The 19,907-nt window shown below is 71.0% G+C and carries 18 protein-coding genes and 1 tRNA gene; 9 read left to right on the top strand and 10 right to left on the bottom strand.

What is annotated here, in order from left to right:
- Window positions 1-966 carry a KpsF/GutQ family sugar-phosphate isomerase gene (locus A7B20_RS02125; protein WP_102106979.1) on the bottom strand — a complete coding sequence of 322 codons (966 nt, stop codon included), beginning with the start codon at window positions 964-966 and terminating at the stop codon, window positions 1-3.
- Between the two features lie 118 nt (window positions 967-1,084).
- Between A7B20_RS02125 and ltnD the strand changes: the two genes are divergently transcribed.
- The 8 genes from ltnD (at window position 1,085) to A7B20_RS02085 (ending at window position 8,760) form a co-directional block, all read left to right on the top strand.
- On the top strand, window positions 1,085-1,987 hold the full coding sequence (ltnD, locus tag A7B20_RS02120; RefSeq protein WP_102106905.1) for an L-threonate dehydrogenase: 903 nt from the start codon (window positions 1,085-1,087) through the stop codon (window positions 1,985-1,987).
- Window positions 1,987-3,237 carry a 3-oxo-tetronate kinase gene (gene otnK / locus A7B20_RS02115; protein WP_102106904.1) on the top strand — a complete coding sequence of 417 codons (1,251 nt, stop codon included), beginning with the start codon at window positions 1,987-1,989 and terminating at the stop codon, window positions 3,235-3,237. Before ltnD ends, otnK begins: the two co-directional genes overlap by 1 nt.
- Entirely contained in the window at window positions 3,234-3,884 is a 651-nt protein-coding gene (otnC, locus tag A7B20_RS02110; protein ID WP_102106903.1) for a 3-oxo-tetronate 4-phosphate decarboxylase, read from the top strand. The genes otnK and otnC overlap by 4 nt, the downstream gene beginning before the upstream one ends.
- Window positions 3,881-4,645, top strand: coding sequence for a hydroxypyruvate isomerase family protein (locus tag A7B20_RS02105; protein ID WP_102106902.1), 765 nt, complete (start codon window positions 3,881-3,883; stop codon window positions 4,643-4,645). Before otnC ends, A7B20_RS02105 begins: the two co-directional genes overlap by 4 nt.
- Window positions 4,646-4,749: 104 nt before the next feature.
- Window positions 4,750-5,430, top strand: coding sequence for a FadR/GntR family transcriptional regulator (locus tag A7B20_RS02100; RefSeq protein WP_102106901.1), 681 nt, complete (start codon window positions 4,750-4,752; stop codon window positions 5,428-5,430).
- Window positions 5,423-6,940, top strand: a complete 1,518-nt coding sequence (locus A7B20_RS02095) for an acyl--CoA ligase (RefSeq protein WP_102106900.1) — start codon at window positions 5,423-5,425, stop codon at window positions 6,938-6,940. The genes A7B20_RS02100 and A7B20_RS02095 overlap by 8 nt, the downstream gene beginning before the upstream one ends.
- The gene (locus A7B20_RS02090; protein ID WP_102106899.1) at window positions 6,937-7,911 is read left to right on the top strand and encodes a 2-dehydropantoate 2-reductase; all 975 of its coding nucleotides are present in this window, start codon (window positions 6,937-6,939) and stop codon (window positions 7,909-7,911) included. Before A7B20_RS02095 ends, A7B20_RS02090 begins: the two co-directional genes overlap by 4 nt.
- A gap of 105 nt (window positions 7,912-8,016) precedes the next feature.
- On the top strand, window positions 8,017-8,760 hold the full coding sequence (locus A7B20_RS02085; RefSeq protein ID WP_102106898.1) for a sulfite exporter TauE/SafE family protein: 744 nt from the start codon (window positions 8,017-8,019) through the stop codon (window positions 8,758-8,760).
- 99 nt (window positions 8,761-8,859) lie between these two features.
- On the opposite strand, the gene A7B20_RS02080 is transcribed toward A7B20_RS02085, so the two are convergent.
- The 6 genes from A7B20_RS02080 to A7B20_RS02055 all read right to left on the bottom strand — a co-directional run bounded on the left by A7B20_RS02080 (window position 8,860) and on the right by A7B20_RS02055 (window position 16,132).
- Window positions 8,860-9,804 (bottom strand): ABC transporter permease, encoded by a 945-nt coding sequence (locus tag A7B20_RS02080; protein WP_102106897.1) that lies wholly within the window; start codon window positions 9,802-9,804, stop codon window positions 8,860-8,862.
- On the bottom strand, window positions 9,801-10,838 hold the full coding sequence (locus A7B20_RS02075; protein ID WP_102106896.1) for an ABC transporter permease: 1,038 nt from the start codon (window positions 10,836-10,838) through the stop codon (window positions 9,801-9,803). Before A7B20_RS02075 ends, A7B20_RS02080 begins: the two co-directional genes overlap by 4 nt.
- The gene (locus A7B20_RS02070) at window positions 10,828-12,357 is read right to left on the bottom strand and encodes an ABC transporter ATP-binding protein (RefSeq protein WP_245866473.1); all 1,530 of its coding nucleotides are present in this window, start codon (window positions 12,355-12,357) and stop codon (window positions 10,828-10,830) included. Before A7B20_RS02070 ends, A7B20_RS02075 begins: the two co-directional genes overlap by 11 nt.
- 105 nt (window positions 12,358-12,462) lie before the next feature.
- Entirely contained in the window at window positions 12,463-13,440 is a 978-nt protein-coding gene (locus tag A7B20_RS02065; RefSeq protein ID WP_245866471.1) for a BMP family protein, read from the bottom strand.
- Window positions 13,441-13,463: 23 nt separating this feature from the next.
- Window positions 13,464-14,762: an amidohydrolase family protein gene (locus A7B20_RS02060; protein WP_102106893.1), complete on the bottom strand. Its 1,299-nt coding sequence runs from the start codon at window positions 14,760-14,762 to the stop codon at window positions 13,464-13,466.
- Window positions 14,763-14,902: 140 nt separating this feature from the next.
- Complete coding sequence (locus A7B20_RS02055; protein WP_102106892.1) at window positions 14,903-16,132, bottom strand: mandelate racemase/muconate lactonizing enzyme family protein; 1,230 nt, start codon at window positions 16,130-16,132, stop codon at window positions 14,903-14,905.
- A 267-nt stretch (window positions 16,133-16,399) separates the two neighbouring features.
- Here A7B20_RS02055 and A7B20_RS02050 point away from each other — a divergent pair, with 267 nt between their 5' ends.
- The gene (locus A7B20_RS02050; protein WP_172960947.1) at window positions 16,400-17,419 is read left to right on the top strand and encodes a four-carbon acid sugar kinase family protein; all 1,020 of its coding nucleotides are present in this window, start codon (window positions 16,400-16,402) and stop codon (window positions 17,417-17,419) included.
- Here A7B20_RS02050 and pdxA read toward each other — a convergent pair.
- The 3 genes from pdxA to A7B20_RS02035 form a co-directional block, all read right to left on the bottom strand.
- Window positions 17,416-18,411 carry a 4-hydroxythreonine-4-phosphate dehydrogenase PdxA gene (gene pdxA / locus A7B20_RS02045; RefSeq protein WP_102106890.1) on the bottom strand — a complete coding sequence of 332 codons (996 nt, stop codon included), beginning with the start codon at window positions 18,409-18,411 and terminating at the stop codon, window positions 17,416-17,418. The genes A7B20_RS02050 and pdxA overlap by 4 nt on opposite strands.
- A gap of 353 nt (window positions 18,412-18,764) precedes the next feature.
- Window positions 18,765-18,839, bottom strand: a tRNA-Thr gene (locus A7B20_RS02040).
- Between the two features lie 153 nt (window positions 18,840-18,992).
- Complete coding sequence (locus A7B20_RS02035; protein ID WP_102106889.1) at window positions 18,993-19,862, bottom strand: Vgb family protein; 870 nt, start codon at window positions 19,860-19,862, stop codon at window positions 18,993-18,995.
- Window positions 19,863-19,907: the final 45 nt, after the last annotated feature.

Below are 19,907 nucleotides of genomic sequence, written 5' to 3'. Positions count from 1 at the left end.
TCAGGCGACGCCGCGGCGCAAAAGGTCGTGGATGTGCAGCACTCCGATGGGCCGGCGGTCGTCGTCCACCACCACCAGCACCGAGATCTTGCGCGCGTTCAGGATCGCCAGCGCCTCGGCCGCCAGCGTGCCCGGGCCGATCGTCACCGGGTTCCTCGTGGCGATCTGGCCCGCGGTGTGGGCCATCAGCAGCGCCATGTTGCGGCGCAGGTCGCCGTCGGTGACGATCCCCGCGAGGCGGCCTTCGGCGTCGGTGACGGCGGCGATGCCGAAGCCCTTGGACGTCATCACCAGCAGCGTCTCGCCCATTCCCGTGTCCTCGGGCACCAGCGGCAGGGCCTCGCCGGTGTGCATCAGCTGGTCCGCCCGCATCATCTGCGCCCCGAGCTTGCCGCCCGGGTGGAAGTCGTGGAACCGCTCGGCGGCGAAGCCCCGCGCCTCCATCAGCGCGACGGCCAGCGCATCGCCAAGGGCCAGGGTCATGGTCGTCGAGGTGGTCGGCGCCATGCCGATCGGGCAGGCCTCGGGCGCGTCGGGCAGCAGCAGCCGCAGGTCGGCGGCGCGCATCAGCGTGCTGTCGGCGCGCCCCGAGATGGCGATCAGCGGGATCGAGAAGCGGCGGGAATAGGTGATGATGTCCGACAGCTCGGACGTCTCGCCGGAGTTCGAGATCAGCAGGCAGGCATCCTCGGCCCCGATCATGCCGAGGTCGCCGTGGCTTGCCTCGGCGGGGTGGACGAACAGGGCCGGAGTGCCGGTCGAGGCGAGGGTGGCCGCGATCTTGCGCGCGATGTGGCCCGACTTGCCGATCCCCGAGACGATGACCCGGCCCCTGAGCGTCAGGATCCGCGCCACCAGCGGCTCGAAATCCTCTGGCATCTCGGCGGCGAGGCGGCGGAGCGCCGTGGCCTCGGTCTCGAGCACGCGGGCGGCGGTGGCGGCGGCGGTGATGTTGCGTTCGGTCATCTTCGGCCCCTGGTTCAACGATGCATTTAGCCTGCCTTCGCCGCGGGGCCTAGGGCGGAATGGCTTGCAATTGCCCGCCGCATCGGCGGTAACGTGAGGCAACGCAAGGGGAGGCAGCATGGCAGAGGCAAGACGGGTGGCGGTCTTCGGACTGGGCTCCATGGGATACGGCATGGCGCAATCGGTGCTGCGGGCGGGACACGTGACCCACGGCTTCGACATCGCCGAGGCGCAGGTCGCCAGGTTCCGCGCCGAGGGCGGGGCCGAGGGGGCGGCGGGCGAGGTTGCGCCGCAGCTCGACGCCGTGGTGGTCGTGGTCCTGAACGCGGCCCAGACCGAGGCGGTGCTGTTCGGCGCGGCGGGCATCGTGGCACGGCTGCGGAAGGGCGCGGTGGTGATCGCCTGCGCCACGGTGCCCCCGGCCTTCGCCCGCGACATGGCGGCGCGCTGTGCCGAGGCCGGCGTGCTCTATCTCGACGCGCCGATTTCCGGCGGTGCGGCGAAGGCGGCCTCGGGAGAGCTGTCCATCATGGCCTCGGGCACGGCCGAGGCCTTCGCCGCCGCGCGCCCCGTGCTCGATGCCTGCGCGGCCTCGGTGTTCGAGCTGGGCGAGACGGCCGGCGCGGGCTCGGCCATGAAGGCGGTGAACCAGCTGCTGGCGGGCGTCCACATCGCCGCGATGGCAGAGGCGATGACCTTCGGCATGACGCAAGGGGTGAGCCCCGAGAAGTTCCTGGAGGTGATCCCGAAATGCGCGGGCACCTCCTGGATGCTCGAGAATCGCGGGCCCCACGTGGCCGAGGGCGACTACACCCCGCGCTCGTCGGTCGACATCTGGCCCAAGGACCTTGGCATCGTGCTGGACATCGCGCGGGGGGCGAGGTTTTCCGCGCCCCTGACCGCGGCGGCGCTCCAGCAGTTCCTCGCCGCCTCGGGCTCGGGCCTCGGGGGCGAGGACGACGCGGCGGTGGCCAAGGTCTATGCCCGGAACGCCGGGATCGCCCTGCCGGGAGAGGCGTGATGCTGCTCGGCTGTATCGGCGACGATTTCACCGGCTCTTCCGACCTTGCCAACACGCTGGCGAAGGAGGGGATGCGGGTCGTGCAATATACCGGCGTGCCCTCCGGCCCCGCCGATCCGGCGGTCGAGGCGGGGGTGGTCGCGCTGAAGTCGCGCTCCATCGCGCCGGAGGAGGCGGTGCGCCTGTCGCTCGAGGCACTCGACTGGCTGAAGGCGCAGGGCTGCACGCAGTTCTTCTTCAAGTACTGCTCGACTTTCGATTCGACACCCGAGGGCAATATCGGCCCCGTGGCCGAGGCGTTGGCGAACGCGCTGGACGCCCACAAGGTGATCGTCTGCCCGGCCTTTCCGGGCACCGGGCGGTCGGTCTACCAGGGGCACCTGTTCGTGGGCGACCGGCTGCTGAGCGAGTCGGGGATGGAGAACCATCCGCTGACCCCCATGACCGACCCCGACCTGCGGCGCTGGCTGGCGCGGCAGACCTCGCTTGCCGTCGGTCACGTTGCCGCGCGGGACGTGCTGCAGGGGGCGGAGGCGATCCGCGCGGCGCTGGCGGCCCAGCACGAGGCGGGCAAGCGGCTGATCGTGGTGGACGCCCTCCAGGACCCCGACCTGCGCGAGATCGGCGCGGCGGCGGCGGACCTGCCGCTGATTACCGGCGGCTCGGGGGTTGCGCTCGGCCTGCCCGCCAACTTCGAGCGGGCGGGCAAGATCGAGGGCTACGGCACCGAGTGGCAGCCGCAACCGGGGCGCTGCGTCGCGCTGTCGGGGTCGTGTTCCACGGCGACGCGGGCGCAGGTGGCGCGCCATGCCGAGACGCACCCGGCGCTTGAGATCGGCGCCGAAGAGGTGATGTCGGGGCAGATGACCCCCGAGAAGGTGGCGCACTGGCTGATGCAGCAGAAGGGCGTGCCGCTGGCCTATTCCTCGGCCGATCCGGCGGTGGTGAAGCGGGTGCAGGAGCAATACGGGCGCGAGAAATCCGCCGAGGCCTTCGAGCGGCTGTTCGCCGCCACGGCGCAGCTCTGCCGGGCCATGGGGGCGGGGGCGATCATCAGCGCAGGGGGCGAGACCTCGGGCGCGGTGGTCGAGGGGCTTAAGCTGGAGCGGCTGGAGATCGGGCCGGAGATCGACCCCGGCGTGCCTGCACTGAGGGCCTCGGACAAGCTGGTCGTCGCGCTGAAATCCGGCAACTTCGGCGCGCCGGACTTCTTCGCCAAGGCCGCCCGTATCCTGACGGGGCAGGGATGAGCGCCGAGGCCCGCCTGCGCGAGCTGATCTGCATGCTGGCGAAGTCGATGTTCGACCGCGGGCTGACAGGCGGCTCCACCGGCAACATCTCGGCCCGGACCGGGGACGGCGGGCTGCTGGTCTCGCCCACCGGCACCAGCTTCGGGCGGCTCGATCCGGGGCGGCTGTCGCGGTTCGATGCTTATGGGCAGTTGGTCGACGGCGACCCGCCGACGAAGGAAATGCCGTTGCATTCCGCCTTCTACGACACCCGCTCGGCGGCGGGGGCGGTGGTGCACCTGCACGCCTGCCACTCGGTCGCGCTGTCGATGCTGCCAATGGCGGATGAGGATAATTTCCTGCCGCCGCTGACGCCCTACGCGATCATGAAAGTCGGAAAAGTGAAACTCCTGCCCTTCTTCCGCCCGGGCGACCCGGCCATGGGAGAGGCAGTGCGTGGCCTCGCGGGCAAGCGCAGCGCCGTGATGCTGGCGAACCACGGCCCCGTCGTCGCGGGCAAGGACGTGGAGGCCGCCTGCAACGCCATCGAGGAGCTCGAGGACACCGCGCGCCTTGCGCTGCTGACCCGCGGCCTCTCGCCGCGGATGCTGAGCCCCGGACAGGTCACGGAGATCGTGACGCATTTCGACGTGGAGTGGGACGCATGACCCGGTTTTCCGCCAATCTCGGCTTCCTCTGGACCGAGCTCTCCCTGCCCGACGCCATCCGCGCCGCCAAGGCCGCCGGTTTCGACGCGGTGGAATGCCACTGGCCCTATGACACGCCCCCGGACGACGTGAACGCCGCCCTGACCGAGACGGGCCTCGCCATGCTGGGCCTGAACACCCGCCGCGGCGACGTGGCAGCGGGGGAAAACGGGCTTTCGGCCCTGCCGGGACGCGAGGCCGAGGCGCGCGCCGCCATCGACGAGGCGGTGGCCTATGCGGTCGCCATCGGCTGCGGCCGGATCCACGTCATGGCGGGTTTCGCCACCGGCCCCGCCGCGCGGCTCGCCTTCGTCGACAACCTGCGCCACGCCTGCCGCGCCGCCGCGCCCCACGGCATCACCATCCTGATCGAGCCGCTGAACCGCTACGACGCGCCGGGCTACTTCCTGACCAACAGCCACCAGGCCCGCGCGATCATCGAGGATGTGGGCGAGACCAACCTGAAGCTGATGTTCGACTGCTATCACCTGCAACTGATGGAGGGCGACCTGACCCATCGGCTGGCCGACACCCTCGACATCATCGGCCACATCCAGTTCGCCGGCGTGCCCGCGCGGGGCAGGCCGGACGAGGGCGAGGTGGCCTATGCCCATGTCTTCCGCCACCTCGCCGCGCTCGGCTATGACGCGCCGCTCGGGGCCGAGTACAAGCCCGGCGGCCCGACGGAGCCGACGCTGGGCTGGATGCGCAGCCTGACATAGGGCAAACCAATCCTCTCGATTGGTCCGACACTTTCCTCTTTACTTCGCCGTTGATCCGCTACATTGGTCCCCAATGGTTTGCGGATGAGGAGGGCGCGGGCCCGATGCGCACGGCGGAGGACGCTCTGGATCTGTTGCAGAAGGCGCTGATGGACGGCGCCTTCGCGCCCGGCGACCGGCTGCCGCCCGAGCGGGATCTGGCCGCGCAGCTGGGCGTCGGCCGCTCGACGCTCAGGAAGGCGCTCGACCGGCTTGAACGGGAAGGCCGCCTGCGCCGCGAGGTGGGGCGGGGCACCTTCGTCAGCCGCCGCGACATCGTGGCGATGCTGCACCTCGACACCGCCCCCGGCCCCGCCGACGTGCTGGAGCTGCGCGAGATGATCGAGCCGCAGATCGCGGGCCTTGCCGCCCTGCGCGCCTCGGATGCCGCGGTCGACGCCCTGCGCCTGCGGGCCGACGCCGCGGAATCGGCGCAGGACTGGTCGGCGTGGGAGGCGGAGGACAGCGCGCTTCACACCGCCATCGCCGAGGCCGCGCGCAACCCGCTGCTGGCCGCCGTGCTGGACACGCTGAACGGCATCCGCAACCAGCAGGCCTGGCGCGATCTTCGCAGCGCCACGCTGGACCCCGAACGGCAGCGGCTGTTCTCGGCCCAGCACCGCGCGGTGATCGACGCCATCGCGTCCCGCAGTGCGCCGAAGGCCCGCGACGCCATGCGCAGCCACCTGAACGCGGTCCGCCGCGCCATGACCCAATCCCCGGAGGAAGGACACGACCATGACTGACAGACCCATGACCATCCCCGACATGATCGCGGGCCGATCCGGCCCCGTGCTGGGGGCCACTGACCGGCCCGACATGAGCTATGCCGACCTCGCCGCCCTGATCGACCGTGCGGGCGCGCGGCTTGCCTCTCTCGGCATCGGGCCGGGCGACGCGGTGGCGATCGCGCTGCCGAACGGGCCGGAGATGGCGTCGTCCTTCCTGGCCGTCGCGTCCCACGCCACGGCCGCGCCGCTGAACCCGTCCTACAAGGAGGACGAGTTCGCCTTCTACATGGAGGACCTGGGCGCCAAGGCGCTGATCGTGCAGGCCGGGAACGACAGCCCCGCCCGCGCCGCGGCCGCGCGCCTCGGCACCACGCTGATCGAGCTTGTGCCGGGCGACACCGCGGGCGCCTTCGACCTGACGACGGACGGCGCATCGCTCGCCACCGGCGAGGCGAAGCGCAACGGCCCCGGCGACACCGCGCTGGTGCTGCACACCTCGGGCACGACGTCGCGGCCGAAGATCGTGCCGCTCTCGGCGACGAACATCTGCACCTCGGCCGCCAACATCGCCGGAACGCTGAACCTGACCGAGACCGACCGCTGCCTCAACATCATGCCGCTGTTCCACATCCACGGGCTGATCGCGGCGGTCCTGTCCTCGGTCAGCGCCGGGGCGGCGATCACCTGCACGCCGGGATTCGACGCGCTGAAGTTCTTCGGCTGGATGGAGGCCGCGAAGCCCACCTGGTACACCGCCGTGCCGACCATGCACCAGGCGATCCTGTCGCGCGCGGCGCGCAACGCCGCGGTGGTCGAGGGGGCGAACCTGCGCTTCATCCGCTCCTCCTCGGCCTCGCTGCCGGTGCCGGTGCTGCACGATCTGGAAAAGACCTTCGGCTGTCGGGTGATCGAGGCCTACGGCATGACCGAGGCCGCGCACCAGATGGCGTCGAACCAGCTGGAGCCGGGGCAGAGGAAGCCCGGCACCGTGGGCGCCGCCGCGGGCCCCGAGGTGGCGATCATGGGCGAGGACGGCAGCCTGCTTTCCCAGGGCGAGGTGGGCGAGATCGTGATACGCGGCCCGAACGTCACCGCGGGCTACCAGAACAACCCCAAGGCCAACGCCGAGAACTTCACCAATGGCTGGTTCCGCACCGGCGACCAGGGGTCGCTGGACGAGGACGGGTTCCTGACGATCCGCGGCCGCCTGAAGGAGATCATCAACCGCGGCGGCGAGAAGGTATCGCCGGGCGAAGTCGATGCCGTCCTGATGGAGCACCCGGCGATCGCGCAGTGCGTGACCTTCGCCATGCCCCACGCCAAGCTCGGCGAGGAGGTCGCGGCGGCGGTCGTGCTGAAGGAGGGCGCCGAGGCCGACGAGGCGGGCATCCGCGAGCACTGCAGCAAGACGCTCGCCGCCTTCAAGGTGCCGCGCAAGGTGCTGATCCTGGACGAAATCCCGAAGGGCTCGACCGGCAAGTTGCAGCGCATTGGCCTGGCCGAAAAGCTGGGGCTCTCGGCATGAGAATCTGCATTTTCGGAGCCGGCGCCATCGGCGGCTATCTTGCGGTGCGCCTCGCCAGTGCCGGACAGGAGGTTTCGGTCGTTGCGCGGGGGCCGCACCTGAAGGCGATCCGCGAGAACGGCATGAAGCTGCTGATAGACGGCAGGGAGGAGGTGGCGCAGATCGCCGCCTCCGACGATCCCGCGGACCTCGGGCCGCAGGATTACGTCTTCGTCACGCTGAAGGCCCATTCGCTGCCCCCCGTCGCGCCGAAGCTGGCCCCGCTGTTCGGGGAGGGCACGACGCTGGTGACGGGCATGAACGGCGTGCCCTACTGGTACTTCCACGGCCTTGAGGGGCACGACTGGAAGGTGGTCGAGGCGGTGGATCCCGGCGGCGCCGTGAGCAAGGCGCTCCCGCCCGGGCGCGCGCTCGGCTGCGTCGTCTATCCCGCCTGCGAGGTGGAGGAGCCCGGGGTGATCCGCCACGTCTCGGGCGACCGCTTCACCCTGGGCGAGCCCGACGGGTCGAAGTCCGAACGCGCTCAGAAGCTGTCGGAGGCGCTGAAATCCGCGGGATTCCGCGCGCCGGTGCGCCCGCAGATCCGCGACGAGATCTGGGTCAAGCTCTGGGGCAACCTCGCCTTCAATCCGATCTCGGCCCTGACCGGCGCGACGCTTGAACAGATCTGTGCCGACGGGGGGACCCGGGCGCTGGCCCGCGCGATGATGGTCGAGGCGCAGGGGGTGGCCGAGAGGCTGGGCGTGAAGTTCTCGATCGACGTCGACAAGCGGATCGACGGCGCGGCGGCCGTGGGAGCGCACAAGACCTCGATGCTGCAGGACCTGGAGCTGGGACGGCCGATGGAGATTGACGCGCTGGTCACGGCGGTGCAGGAACTGGCCCAGCAGGTGGACCTGCCCTGTCCGACCATCGCCAACGTGCTGGCGCTGGTGCAACAGCGGGCGCGGATCGCAGGCTGCTACGTGTGACACCGCTTGCGTGAAATGTGCAGGAACGGCTTCCATTTTGCCGCTGTCTGACGGTGTTGTTGTTCGATTTGTGCAAGGCCGCAGGGGCGGCAGTCAGGGAGCGGAATGACCGAACTGCTTCTCTTCTTCGTCGCCGGCATCGTCGGCGGCGTGGTCAACTCCGCCGCAGGCGGCGCCAAGCTCTTCGTGTTCCCGATGCTGCTGGCCGCGGGCCTGCCGCCGCTCGCCGCAAACGCGACGGCCGCCGTCGCCATGTGGCCCGCCCAGATCCCTGCCGTCTGGGTGAACCGCAAGGGTGTGCTGGACGACCCGAAGGCGCTGTTCCGGCAGATGCTGCCCGCGCTCGTCGGCGGCTTTCTCGGTGCGGTCGCGCTGATCTTCTCGTCCGAGAAGGCTTTCCTCGCCGTGATCCCGGTGCTGCTGCTGATCGCCGTCGGCGCGATCATCGCCGGGCGCCGCCTGACCGACCTGATGCAGAAGCTCTTCCCCGGCGGACGCTTGCACCGCGCGTCGCAGGTGCTGATGTTCGCCGTGGGCTTCTACGGCGGCTACTTCGGCGCCGGGCTCGGGTTCATGCTGATCGCGGTGCTGTCGGTGGCGGGCGGGGTGTCGCTCCACCGGGCCAACACGCTGAAGAACCTGATCGCCTTCTTCATCTACTCGGTCGCCGTGATCCCGCTCTCGGTTTCCGGTCTCGTCCACTGGACGGCGGCGGGCACGGTGCTGGTCGGCGGGCTGATCGGCGGCTACCTCGGCGGCCACCTGACGCGGCACCTGCCGGAAAGGCCGATGCGCTGGACCGTGGCGGGGCTGGGGCTGGTGCTGGTGGTGTCCTACCTTTTCACCTGAGCCGCCCGCGTCTGGCCGGGGATGCCTCCGGCGGGAGTATTTTTGCAAAGAAGAAACATCCTTTTGCTTCTTCTTTCCCCGGATACTCGAGATCCGCCCTTACCGTTCGCCCCGCCGGTAGGGCTTCATCAGTGCCTGCGGCACCCGCGCCCGGCGGGCCATGACGACCAGGGCAAGGATCGACAGCACGTAGGGCAGCATCAGGAACAGCTGGTAGGGCACCGCCTTGCCGAAGACCGCCTGCAGCCTCAGCTGGTAGGCGTCGAACAGCGCGAACAGCACCGCGCCGAGGAGCGCGCGCATCGGCCGCCAGGTGGAGAAGACGACGAGGGCGATGCAGATCCAGCCGCGGCCCTGCACCATGGTCGGGAAGAAGCTGTTGAAGGCCGCCAGCGTCAGGAAGCTGCCGCCGACACCCATCAGCGCGCTGCCCGCCATGATCGCGCCGTAGCGCAGCGCGACGGGGTCGAGCCCCTGCGCCTCGGCCGCGTGGGGGTTCTCGCCGGTCAGGCGGACGGCGAGGCCGAGGGGCGTGCGGGCGAGGATCCAGGCGGTCAACAGCACGAGGACGAGCGCGAGGTAGGTCAGCGGCGTCTGGGTGAAGAGCGCCGGGCCGATCCAGGGCAGGTCAGACAGGCCCGGCAGGGCGAGGGGGGCGAAGGCCTCGACCGTCGGGGGTGTCCCCTGGACGGGGACGGCGAGGCGGAAGACGTAATAGCTGGAGGACGACGCGAAGAGCGTGATCCCGAGCCCCGCGACATGCTGCGAGAGGCCGAGCGTCACGGTGAGGACGGCATGGAGCAGGCCGAAGGCCGCGCCCGCCAGCGCGGCGGCGAGGACGCCGGACCAGAGGTCGCCGGTGAGGTAGGTGGTGAGCCAGCCGATCATCGCGCCGAAGGTCATGATCCCCTCGATCCCGAGGTTCAGCACCCCCGCCCGTTCGCAGAGCAGCGCGCCGAGGGTGCCGAAGATCAGCGGCGTCGCGATCCGGAAGGTCGAGGACCAGAGCCCCGCGGTCAGCAGGATGTCGAGGAGGTCGGTCATTTCGCGACCCGGTACTGGGTGAAGAAGATCGCGACCAGCATGGCCAGCAGGGCGAGCGAGGTGGTCACGTCTGCGATGAAGCTCGGCACCGCCAGGGCGCGCGACATGCCGTCGGCGCCGACGAAGAGAGCGGCGACGAAGAGGGCGGCGAGGATGACGCCGAGGGGCGAGAGCCCGGCGAGCATGGCGACGACGATGCCGGTATAGCCGAAGCCGGGCGAGAGGTCGGACGAGACGTGGCCCTTGACCCCCATGACCTCGATCGCCCCGGCGAGCCCCGCCAGACCGCCCGAAAGGCAGGCGGTGGTCAGCAGCGTGCGCGACAGCGGCACGCCCGCGAAGCGCGCGGCGGGGGCCGAGAGGCCGGCAGCGCGGGCCTGCAACCCGAAGACGGTGTATCGGTTCACGAGGTACACCAGCACCGCCGCCAGCACCGCGATCACCAGCCCGACGTGCAGGCGCGAGCGGTCGACGAGCTTCGGCAGCCGCGCCTCGGGCGGGACGGGAACGGACTGCGGCCAGCCGAAGGCGAGGGGGTCGCGCAGGAAGCCTTCGATGGCGAGCGAGACGAAGAGCAGGACGATGAAGTTCAGGAGCAGCGTCGTCACCACCTCGTCGACGCCGAAGCGCAGGCGCAGGGCGACGGGAACCACCAGCAGGACGACCCCGGCCACCGCCCCGGCCAGCATCAGCGCCGGGATCGCCAGCGGCCCGGGCACGACCTGCGCCATGGCGGCGGTGGCCAGCGCCCCGCCATAGAACTGCCCCTCGGCGCCGATGTTCCAGACCCGGGCGCGGAAGGCCACGGCGGCGGCGAGGCCGGTCAGGATCAGCGGCGTCGTGCGGGTCAGCGTCTCGGTGAGGGCGAGGCGGGAGCCGAAGGCGTTCTCGAGGATCCTGCGCCCGGCCTCGATGACCGGCGCGCCCGAGAGCGCGATCAGGCCCCCCGCCACCACGAAGGCCACGGCCACCGCCATGAGCGGGGCGAGCAGCGTCAGGCCCCACGACCGCGTGGCACGCCGTTCAAACCGCATCCTGCCGCTCCCATTCCCCGGCCATCATCAGCCCCAGTCGCCGGGCGTCCAGCCCCTCGGCCGCCACCGGGGGCGACAGGCGGCCGCGGAAGATCGCCTGCACCCGGTCGGCGAGCGCCAGCACCTCGTCCAGGTCCTCGGAGATCAGCAGCACCGCGGCGCCGCCGTTGCGGGCGGCCAGGATCTCGCCGTGGACGGCCGCGATGGCGCCCTCGTCCAGGCCGCGGGTCGGCTGCGCGGCGAGCAGCAGCTTCGGGGCGTCGGACAGGGTGCGCCCGAAGATCAGCTTCTGCATGTTGCCGCCCGACAAGAGGCGCGTCGGGCTGTCCGGGGTGCCGCCGCGGACGTCGAAACGCTCGATCACCGCCTTGCAGAACGCCCGCGCCGCGCCCGCGCGGACCACGCCGCGGCGCGAGAAGCGGGGGTCGTCGATCCGCTCCAGCACCGCGTTCTCCCAGAGGGAGAGGTCGCCGATGGCGCCGTCGCGGTTTCGGTCCTCGGGGATCCGTCCCACGCCGAGGCGGCGCAGCGCCCGGGGTCCGAGGCCGCGGATGCTGGTGCCTTCCAGCAGGATCGCCCCCGCATCGGGCCGTCCGAGCCCGCTCAGCAGATCGGCGAGCGCCCCCTGGCCGTTGCCGGAAACGCCGATGATCCCCAGCACCTCGCCCCTGTGGACGGCGAACTCGGCCCCGTCGAGCACCTGCCGCCCGTCGCGCGCCAGCCGCAGGCCCCGCGCCTCCAGCCGCTTCGCGCCGCGCGCGGTGTCGCCCTTCCTGGGCCGCTCGACCCTGCGGCCGACCATCAGCTCGGCCAGTTCCGCCTTGCTGGTCCGCGCCGTCACCCGCTCGGCCGCCACGCGCCCGGCGCGCAGCACCACGACGCGGTCGCTGGCGCTCATCACCTCCTGGAGCTTGTGGGAGATGAAGATCACCGACAGCCCCTCCGCCGCCATGCCCCGCAGCGCGGCGAACAGGCCCTCCGCCTCGGGGCCGGTCAGGACGGCGGTGGGTTCGTCCAGGATCAGGATCCGCGCCTCGTTGTAGAGTGCCTTCAGGATCTCGACCCGCTGCTGCTGTCCCACCGATAGGTCGCCCGTGCGCGCGTCGGGATCGGCGGGCAGGCCGAAGCGGTCGGCCAGCGCGGCAAGCTTCGCGCGGGCGGCGGCGGTGCGGCTGGCGGGGCGCAGCAGGCTCTCGGTCCCGGCCATGACGTTTTCCAGCACCGTCAGGTTGCCTGCGAGCGTGAAGTGCTGGTGCACCATCCCCACCCCGGCGCGGATCGCGGCGCGGGGACGGCCGAGGGGCAGGGGGCGGCCGTCGACTGTCACGCTGCCGGAATCGGGCATGTAGTGGCCGAAGAGCACGTTCATCAGGGTGGTCTTGCCCGCCCCGTTCTCGCCGAGCAGCGCAAGCACCTCGCCCCGCCCGAGGCGGAGCGAGATGTCGTCGTTGGCCAGCAGTGTGCCGAAGCGCTTGCTGATGCCCTCCATCGACAGGGCAGGCGTCACTGCGTCCGTCAACAAACCTTCCCAGCCTCTTTCCAGTTCGAAGTCCCCACGCGACCGTCCGACCGGTGCCCCGTGGGGCAGGGGCGGAAGGCGCCACGCGTCCCCCGCCCCTGCCGCTCAGGTCGGCTCGCTCATGTCGACCGGCACCTCGAAGGTGCCCGCCTTGATCGCCGCGCGCACCTCCTCCATCGGGCCGATGGCATCCTCGGGCACCATGTCCGGCGCGAACTCGATGTCGTTGCCGCCCTCCTTCATCAGGCAGTAGGGGGTATAGTCGCGGCCCGTCGGCGTGCCCGCCTGCTTGTCGGCCACCGCCGCCATCAGCAGGGGCGAGAAGTACCACATCGCGTTGGCGAAGACCGTCTCGGGATAGCGGGGGGTGTAGTCGATGAGCGAGCCGATGGCCTTGATCCCGCGCTCCTTCGCGGCGTCGGCGGTGCCGATGCGCTCGCCGAACAGGATGTCAGCGCCCGCGTCGATCTGGGCCAGGCCGGCCTCGCGGGCCTTGGGCGGGTCGAAGAAGGTGCCGATGAAGCCGATCAGGTGCTTGGCGTCGGGCCGCACGCGGGTGACGCCCGCGCGGAAGCCGTTGATCAGCATGTTGACCTCGGGGATCGGGATCGCGCCGACCGCGCCGAAGACGCCCGACTGCGACATCGGCGCGGCGAGCATCCCGGCAAGATAGGCCGCCTCGTGGTTCCAGGTGCCGAAGGTGCCGAAATTCTCGCCCGCGGGCCCCGAGGAGGAGCCCATGAGGAAGCCAACGTCGGGATACTGCCCCGCGATCTCGCGCGCCTCGCTCTCCACGGCATAGGCCTCGCCCACCACCAGGTCGACGCCCTGCTCGCAATAGTCCCGCATGGCGCGGCCATAGTCGGTGCCGCTGACGCCTTCCGAGAAGACATAGTCGATCTTGCCTTCCGCCGCGGCCTCCTGCATCGCGCCGTGCAGGCGCGAGTTCCAGGCGTTTTCCACCGGGGAGGCATGGATGCCCGCCACCTTGAACTTGGCCTGCGCCAGGACGGCGGGGGCATAGAGGCCCGCGGCCGTGGCGGCGGCGGTGCCCTGCAGGAACGTGCGGCGTCTCAGTCTCATCTGGGTCATCCTCTCTGGTGGGGTCAGTGCTTTTGGGCGGGAGCATACTCCGCCGGGTCGATTCGGTTCGGCCGGCCGGGCAGGTCCAGCCGGGAAATCTGCGGCAGCGTGGTCGAGATCACCTTGCCGCCCTTCACGACGGCGAGGCGGGCCGGCGACAGGCGGATCGCCTCGGCCGGGTCGGCGGCTTGCAGGATCACGAGGTCGCCCCTGCAGCCTTCCTCCAGCCCGTACCCCTCCAGCCCCATGGCCTTCGCCGCGTTCACCGTCACCGCATCGAAGCACTGCCGGATCGCGGCGCGCGAGGTCATCTGCGCGACGTGGAGGCCCATCGAGGCGACGCCCGTCATGTCGGCGGTGCCGAGCCCGTACCACGGGTCCATCATGCAGTCCTGCCCGAAGACCACGTTCAGCCCCGCCGCCATCAGCTCGGGCACCCGGGTCAGGCCGCGCCGCTTCGGATAGGTGTCGTGGCGGCCCTGAAGGGTGATGTTGATCAGCGGGTTGGCGATGACGTGCATCTGCGCCTCCGCCATCAGCGGGATCAGCTTCGAGACATAGTAGTTGTCCATCGAGTGCATCGAGGTCAGGTGCGACCCCGCCACGCGGCCCTGAAGCCCGAAGCGCACCGTCTGCTGGGCCAGGCTTTCGACGTGGCGGGACAGCGGATCGTCGCTTTCGTCGCAGTGCATGTCCACCGGCAGGCCGCGGTCGGCGGCGATCCGGCACAGCCGTTCCACCGAGTCGGCGCCGTCGGCCATGGTGCGCTCGAAATGCGGGATGCCGCCGACGATGTTCAGCCCCATGTCGAGGCTGCGTTCCAGCAGCTCCACCGCGCCGGGCGAGCGGAGATAGCCGTCCTGCGGGAAGGCCACCAGTTGCAGGTCGATGTATCCGCTTACCCGCGCCTGCACGTCCAGCATCGCCTCGGCCGTCAGAAGCCGCGGGTCCGAGACGTCGACGTGCGAGCGGATCGCCAGCAGCCCCTTCGACACGGCAAGGTCGCAGTAGCGCATGGCGCGCTCGACCAGCCCCTCGTGGGTCAGCTGCGGCTTCAGCTCGCCCCAGAGCGCGATGCCCTCCAGCAGCGTGCCCGAGACGTTCATCCGCGGCATCCCCAGCGACAGGGTCGCGTCCATGTGGAAATGCGCATCCACGAAGGGCGGGCTGACGAGATAGCCCGCGGCGTCGAGGGTGGGGATGCCGGGGCGTTCGGCGGCGATGCCGGGGGCGATGCGTTCGATCCGGCCTTCCACGATGGCGATGTCCATGCCCTGTCGGCCATCGGGCAGGGCGGCGTTCGTGACGATCAGATCGGGCATGGAGGGGTCCGGAAGAGTCGGGCAGGATTCGCCGTCACGATAGGAGCGGCGCGCGGGATGTGCGACCCGTGATCGGCGGCGCGGGCGCATTTCCTGCCCAATCCCGCGCCAGTGCCCGGTTTTTCAGCGTCGCCCCGTCCTCAGTCGCGCGGAGCGGGTGCGCCCCCCTCGAACACGTTGATCCCCTGGTAGTCGCAGGGCGCCTCCTGCATCTGCAGATGCAGCCCCTCGCCGGTATAGGGATGGGCACGGGCCAGCGCCTCGTCCACCTCGATGCCGAGGCCCGCGCCTTTCGGCGGGGCGACGAAGCCGTTCTCGACCCTGATCGCCCCCTTGATGAGGGCGTCGTGGAACGGCGTCTCGATGGTCTCGGCCATCAGCAGGTTCGGGATCGAGGCGGCAAGGTGCAGGTTCGCGGCCCATTCCACCGGCCCGGCATAGAGGTGGGGCGCGATCTCGGCGTTCCAGGGCTCGGCAATCGCCGCGATCTTCTTCGCCTCCCAGATGCCGCCCGCCCGGCCGAGCGCGGGTTGCAGGATCTTCACCCCGGCGCGCAGGGCGGCGGCGAATTCGGCCTTCGTCGTCATCCGCTCGCCGGTCGCCACGGGGATGCGCACCGCCTCGGCGACACGCGCGAACTCGGCGATGTTGTCGGGCGGGATCGGCTCTTCGTACCAGAGCGGGTCGTAGGGCTCGATCGCCGCCCCCATGCGGATCGCGCCATGGGTGTTGAACTGGCCGTGGGTGCCGAACAGCAGGTCGGCGCGGTCGCCCACCGCCTCGCGGATCGCGCGGCAGAAGGCGGCGGAGCGCGAGATGTCGGAGCGCGCGGGCTGGTGGCCGGTGCGGATGGTGTAGGGGCCTGCGGGGTCGAACTTCAGCGCGGTATAGCCCTTCTCGACCAGCGCCAGCGCGGCCTCGGCGTTCTGGTCCGGGTCCACCCAGAAGGCCGGCATCTCGTGGTGGGGCAGGGGATAGAGGTAGGTATAGGCGCGGATCCTCTCGTTCATCAGCCCGCCGATCAGCGCCCAGACGGGGCGGTCGCGGTCCTTGCCGAGGATGTCCCAGCAGGCGATCTCGAGCCCCGAGAACGCGCCCATCACGGTCGGATCGGGCCGCTGGGTGAAGCCCGAGGAATAGACGCGGCGGAACATCAGCTCGATGTTCTCGGGGTTCTCGCCCGCCATGTGGCGAGAGAAGACGTCGCGGATGACATGCTCCATCGCCGTCGGGCCGACGGTCGAGGCATAGCATTCGCCCCAGCCCGTGATGCCGGTGTCGGTCGTGACTTTCACCAGCGTCCAGTACCGCCCGCCCCAGCCCGGGGCAGGGGGCGCCGTGGTGATGATGTCGAGATCGGTCAGTCTCATGGCGCAGCACTCCTCTTCCCGCGGGTCACGCGCGTCCGGAGGGGCGTCCAGCACGCGTCGGACGCCAAAGACCACGTCCCGCGCCGCGCTCCAACCCCCTTCACGCCGATGCGCCCGGCAAGTTGACCCACGGGCCTTGACCGGAGGACGGAAGGATTCGGCAACAGGACACGCGGCGGCCCGCCTTGGCGCGGCCGCGGGCTGCGTATAAGAGCGGAGCCGATGTGCGGGACGGCCCTTCGTCCCGAAGCCGGAACGGGAAGACCGATGCGGGTTCTGCTGATCGCCGACGATCTGACGGGTGCGCTCGACGCCTCCGTGGCCTTTGCCGAGCGCGGCATGACGGTGCTGTGCGCCTGCACGCCGGAGGCGGCCGGTGCGGCCGTCGCGCGCGGTCCCGACGTGGTCGCGGTGTCGACCAACAGCCGCGAGCTGACGGGGACGGAGGCCGCGCGGCGGCTTGCCGCGGTGCTGGCAGCCGCCGTCCTGCCGCCGGCTACGATCCTGTTCAAGAAGATCGACAGCCGTCTCAAGGGCCACATCGCGGCCGAGATGGAGGTGCTTGCCGCGTGTCGCGACCGGGCGCTCGTCTGCCCGGCGGTCCCGCGCCTCGGCCGGGTGGTGCGGGATGGTGCGGTCTGCGGTGCCGGCATCGCGACGCCGATCCCGGTGGCCGCGAAGGTGTCGGGGATGCCCTTCGCCGCGCCGGACGCGCGCGATCAGGCGGATCTGGACGCCGCGGTGCGGGAGGCCGATCCGGCGACGCTGTTCGTCGGGGCCGCCGGTCTGGCCGAGGCGCTGGCGCGGCGGCTGGCGCCGACGGCCGCGGAGGGCGGACCGCCACGGATCGGGCGCCCGGCCCTTTTCGCCATCGGTTCGCAGGATCCCGTGACGCTGGCGCAGCTCGACGGGTTCGACGCGGTTGCCGCTCCGGGCGGGGTGCTGCCCTCACCGCCCACCGACGGCCCATCGCTGCGGTTGGTGCGAATCGCGCCCGGCGGCGCGCCTGTCCCGGCCGGTACGGCGGCCCGCAACTTCGCCACGGGCCTGCGGAACTGGCTTGTCGCGCGGCGGCCCGCGACCCTTCTCTCCTGCGGCGGCGAGACGACGGCGGCAATCCTCGACGCCATCGGCTGCACGATGCTGGAGGTCCGGGCCGAAGTCCTGCCGGGCCTGCCGCTGTCGCGGATGGTCGACGGCATGCCGGGCCTCGCGCTTGTCACCAAGTCGGGCGGCTTCGGCGCGCCCGACACGCTGCGCGAGGTCGCCCGGCGGCTGTCGGACTAGGCCGGGGCGTGCTGGCGGCCGCGGGCGGTCAGCCGCCCGGCATAGTCGAGCGCGGCCAGCATGTTGACGTGGTTCGCCCGGCCGGTCCCGGCGATGTCGAAGGCGGTGCCGTGATCGACCGAGCAGCGGTCGATGGGCAGCCCGAGCGACACGTTCACCGCGGTGTCGAAGGCGATCAGCTTGATCGGGATGTGGCCCTGGTCGTGGTACTGCGCGATCACGAGGTCGAAGGCGCCGGTGTTGGCCCGGTGGTACACGGTGTCGGCGGGGATCGGTCCGGCGACGTCGATCCCCTCGGCCCGCGCCATCTCGACCGCGGGGGCGATCTGGGCGTCGTCCTCGCTGCCGAACAGCCCGCCCTCGCCGCAATGCGGGTTGATCCCGGCAACGGCGATGCGCGGATGGTCCAGCCCGAGCCGCCTGAAGTGCCGGTGTCCGGTGCGGATCGTCTCCAGCACCCGCTCGGGGGTGGCGCGGCCGATGGCGTCCTTCAGCGAGACGTGGGTCGAGACGTGCAGCACGTTCAGGGTCGGCGAGGCGAGGAGCATCCAGCTGGATTTCGAGCCGGTGAGATGGGCGAGCATCCCGGTGTGCCCGTCGTAATGGTGCCCGGCGGCGTTCAGCGCCGCCTTGTTGATCGGCGCGGTCACGATGCAGCCGGCCTCGCCGCCGCGGCACATCTCGACCGCGCGCTCGATATAGCGGAACGACGCCTCGCCGCAGGCTTCCGACAGCGTGCCGAAGGTGCCCGGCAGGCCGTCCACGGGAATGTGGATGACGCGTATGGCATCGTCCGCGGCGTTCGCCCCGAGGTCGGCGAGGGGAAGATCCAGACCGCAGGTCTTCATGGCCCGCGCCAGCGTGTCGCGGTCGCCGATGACGCCATAGCGGGCGCGCCGCTCGGCGGAGAGGCTCGCCAGAGCCTTGACGGTCACTTCCGCGCCGACGCCGGAGGGATCGCCCATGGTGATGACGATGGGTGTTTCGGGCATGTGCTGTTCCTGCTTCTGGCGCGACGGGCGGCGCGTCGCCCGGGGCCACGGTGGGGCGGCGATGTCCCTGCCGCGGTGTCCCGACGGTGTAGCACCCCCGGACGACCGGGTGAATAGCGCGGCCAACCCGGGGCGCGGCAGGCGCCTGCGGGCCAGTCGCAGATGGTGCCTCCGGAACGCGCCTCACGCCTTCGTGCCGCATTCCGCAGCAGATGGCATGAACAGACGGCGATTCCCCTCTGCGGGGTTCGTACGGCTTTCTGACGGGTTGGAAAACTCCTGCGACGCTCCGCAAGGCACGCGGGGTCGCGCGGTCCGCGAGCACTAAGGGCTGTCGAGCGGGGCAAGGGGGATGGTGCTGTGAGAGAGGATTGAACTCTCGACCTCACCCTTACCAAGGGTGTGCTCTACCACTGAGCTACCACAGCATCCCGATGTGCCGCGCCCGGTGTTCCGTGCAAGACGGTGCGGGGCGGCGCGTCGTGGGCGGGTGAATAGACGCAGACGCGCCGCCGTGCAAGGGGTTCCGGGACAGATTTCTCGGCTGCCGTCGGGGCCGCCGCGGTGGCGTCACGCGGGGCTCAGTTCAGCAGCACGACATAGCGGACGATCCGGTTGTTGTCGGAATCCGAGATGAAGTAGCGCCCGCCCTGGAAGGCCACGCCCTCGGGGTCGTCGAACAGATTCGCGCCGAGGCCCGGCGCCCCGGTCCCGAGGACGCCGACCAGGCGCAGGCCCTCCGGCGCATCGGGCTCGATCAGCAGTACCCGGTGGGCGTCCTGGTCCGCGACGACCAGCCGCCCGTCCGGCGTCACGTCGAGATAGCGCGGACCGGCGAAGCCGAACTCCGGCCCCTCCAGCACCAGTTCCCGTCGCAGGTCGGCGGAATAGCGCACCACGCGGCGGTTGTTCGTGTCGGCGACCCAGACGCTGCCGCCCGGCCCCTCGGCCAGGTCGTGGGCCCCGTAATGTCCCTCGGCCACCGCGACCAGCCCGCTGTCGTCGAAGGCGCCGATCCGACCGCTGCCGCTGGCCATGGCATAGAGGCGGCCGTTGGAGTGGAGCAGGGCCCCTTCGCTCCGGGCCGCGTGCACGGCGAAGAGAGGCTCGCCCTCCAGCGCATCCGCACCCGAAAACACCGCCACCAGCGAGCTGCCCGTCACCGCCACCGCCACCCGCCCGTCGCGGCCGAAGGAAATGTCGTGGACGTTCGGGAACCGCCCGGCGCCCAGCACCGCTACCTGTTCCAGCGTGTCGGGATCGAAGACGGCGATGGCGTCGGCGAACTTGTCGGCGACGTAGAGCCGCCCGTCGGGTCCGAAGGCGAGGTCGTGGGGGTCGTGCAGCACGGCCGCGCTGGCCGCGTCGAAGCTGGCGAAGGGGCGGTCCTGCGACGCGGCGGGCGAGACCGCGAGAGAGGCGAGCAGGGCGGCGAGGGCTGGCAGGCGCATGGGCGGACTTCCTGGGGCTGACCCGAGGCTACGCGGAGCCCGCGC

The sequence above is a fragment of the Oceaniglobus roseus genome, from assembly GCF_002869745.1.
Taxonomy (GTDB): Bacteria; Pseudomonadota; Alphaproteobacteria; order Rhodobacterales; family Rhodobacteraceae; genus Oceaniglobus; species Oceaniglobus roseus.
This window is presented reverse-complemented; position numbering and strand designations above follow the sequence as displayed.

Coding starts and splice junctions, on each gene's coding strand:
- A7B20_RS02050 (WP_172960947.1), top strand. CDS start 16,400: ATGCGGGTTCTGCTGATCGCCGACGATCTGACGGGTGCGCTCGACGCC.
- otnC (WP_102106903.1), top strand. CDS start 3,234: ATGAGCGCCGAGGCCCGCCTGCGCGAGCTGATCTGCATGCTGGCGAAG.
- A7B20_RS02080 (WP_102106897.1), bottom strand. CDS start 9,804: ATGACCGACCTCCTCGACATCCTGCTGACCGCGGGGCTCTGGTCCTCG.
- A7B20_RS02090 (WP_102106899.1), top strand. CDS start 6,937: ATGAGAATCTGCATTTTCGGAGCCGGCGCCATCGGCGGCTATCTTGCG.
- A7B20_RS02035 (WP_102106889.1), bottom strand. CDS start 19,862: ATGCGCCTGCCAGCCCTCGCCGCCCTGCTCGCCTCTCTCGCGGTCTCG.
- A7B20_RS02125 (WP_102106979.1), bottom strand. CDS start 966: ATGACCGAACGCAACATCACCGCCGCCGCCACCGCCGCCCGCGTGCTC.
- A7B20_RS02075 (WP_102106896.1), bottom strand. CDS start 10,838: ATGCGGTTTGAACGGCGTGCCACGCGGTCGTGGGGCCTGACGCTGCTC.
- ltnD (WP_102106905.1), top strand. CDS start 1,085: ATGGCAGAGGCAAGACGGGTGGCGGTCTTCGGACTGGGCTCCATGGGA.
- A7B20_RS02095 (WP_102106900.1), top strand. CDS start 5,423: ATGACTGACAGACCCATGACCATCCCCGACATGATCGCGGGCCGATCC.
- pdxA (WP_102106890.1), bottom strand. CDS start 18,411: ATGCCCGAAACACCCATCGTCATCACCATGGGCGATCCCTCCGGCGTC.
- A7B20_RS02100 (WP_102106901.1), top strand. CDS start 4,750: ATGCGCACGGCGGAGGACGCTCTGGATCTGTTGCAGAAGGCGCTGATG.
- otnK (WP_102106904.1), top strand. CDS start 1,987: ATGCTGCTCGGCTGTATCGGCGACGATTTCACCGGCTCTTCCGACCTT.
- A7B20_RS02065 (WP_245866471.1), bottom strand. CDS start 13,440: ATGAGACTGAGACGCCGCACGTTCCTGCAGGGCACCGCCGCCGCCACG.
- A7B20_RS02085 (WP_102106898.1), top strand. CDS start 8,017: ATGACCGAACTGCTTCTCTTCTTCGTCGCCGGCATCGTCGGCGGCGTG.
- A7B20_RS02060 (WP_102106893.1), bottom strand. CDS start 14,762: ATGCCCGATCTGATCGTCACGAACGCCGCCCTGCCCGATGGCCGACAG.
- A7B20_RS02055 (WP_102106892.1), bottom strand. CDS start 16,132: ATGAGACTGACCGATCTCGACATCATCACCACGGCGCCCCCTGCCCCG.
- A7B20_RS02105 (WP_102106902.1), top strand. CDS start 3,881: ATGACCCGGTTTTCCGCCAATCTCGGCTTCCTCTGGACCGAGCTCTCC.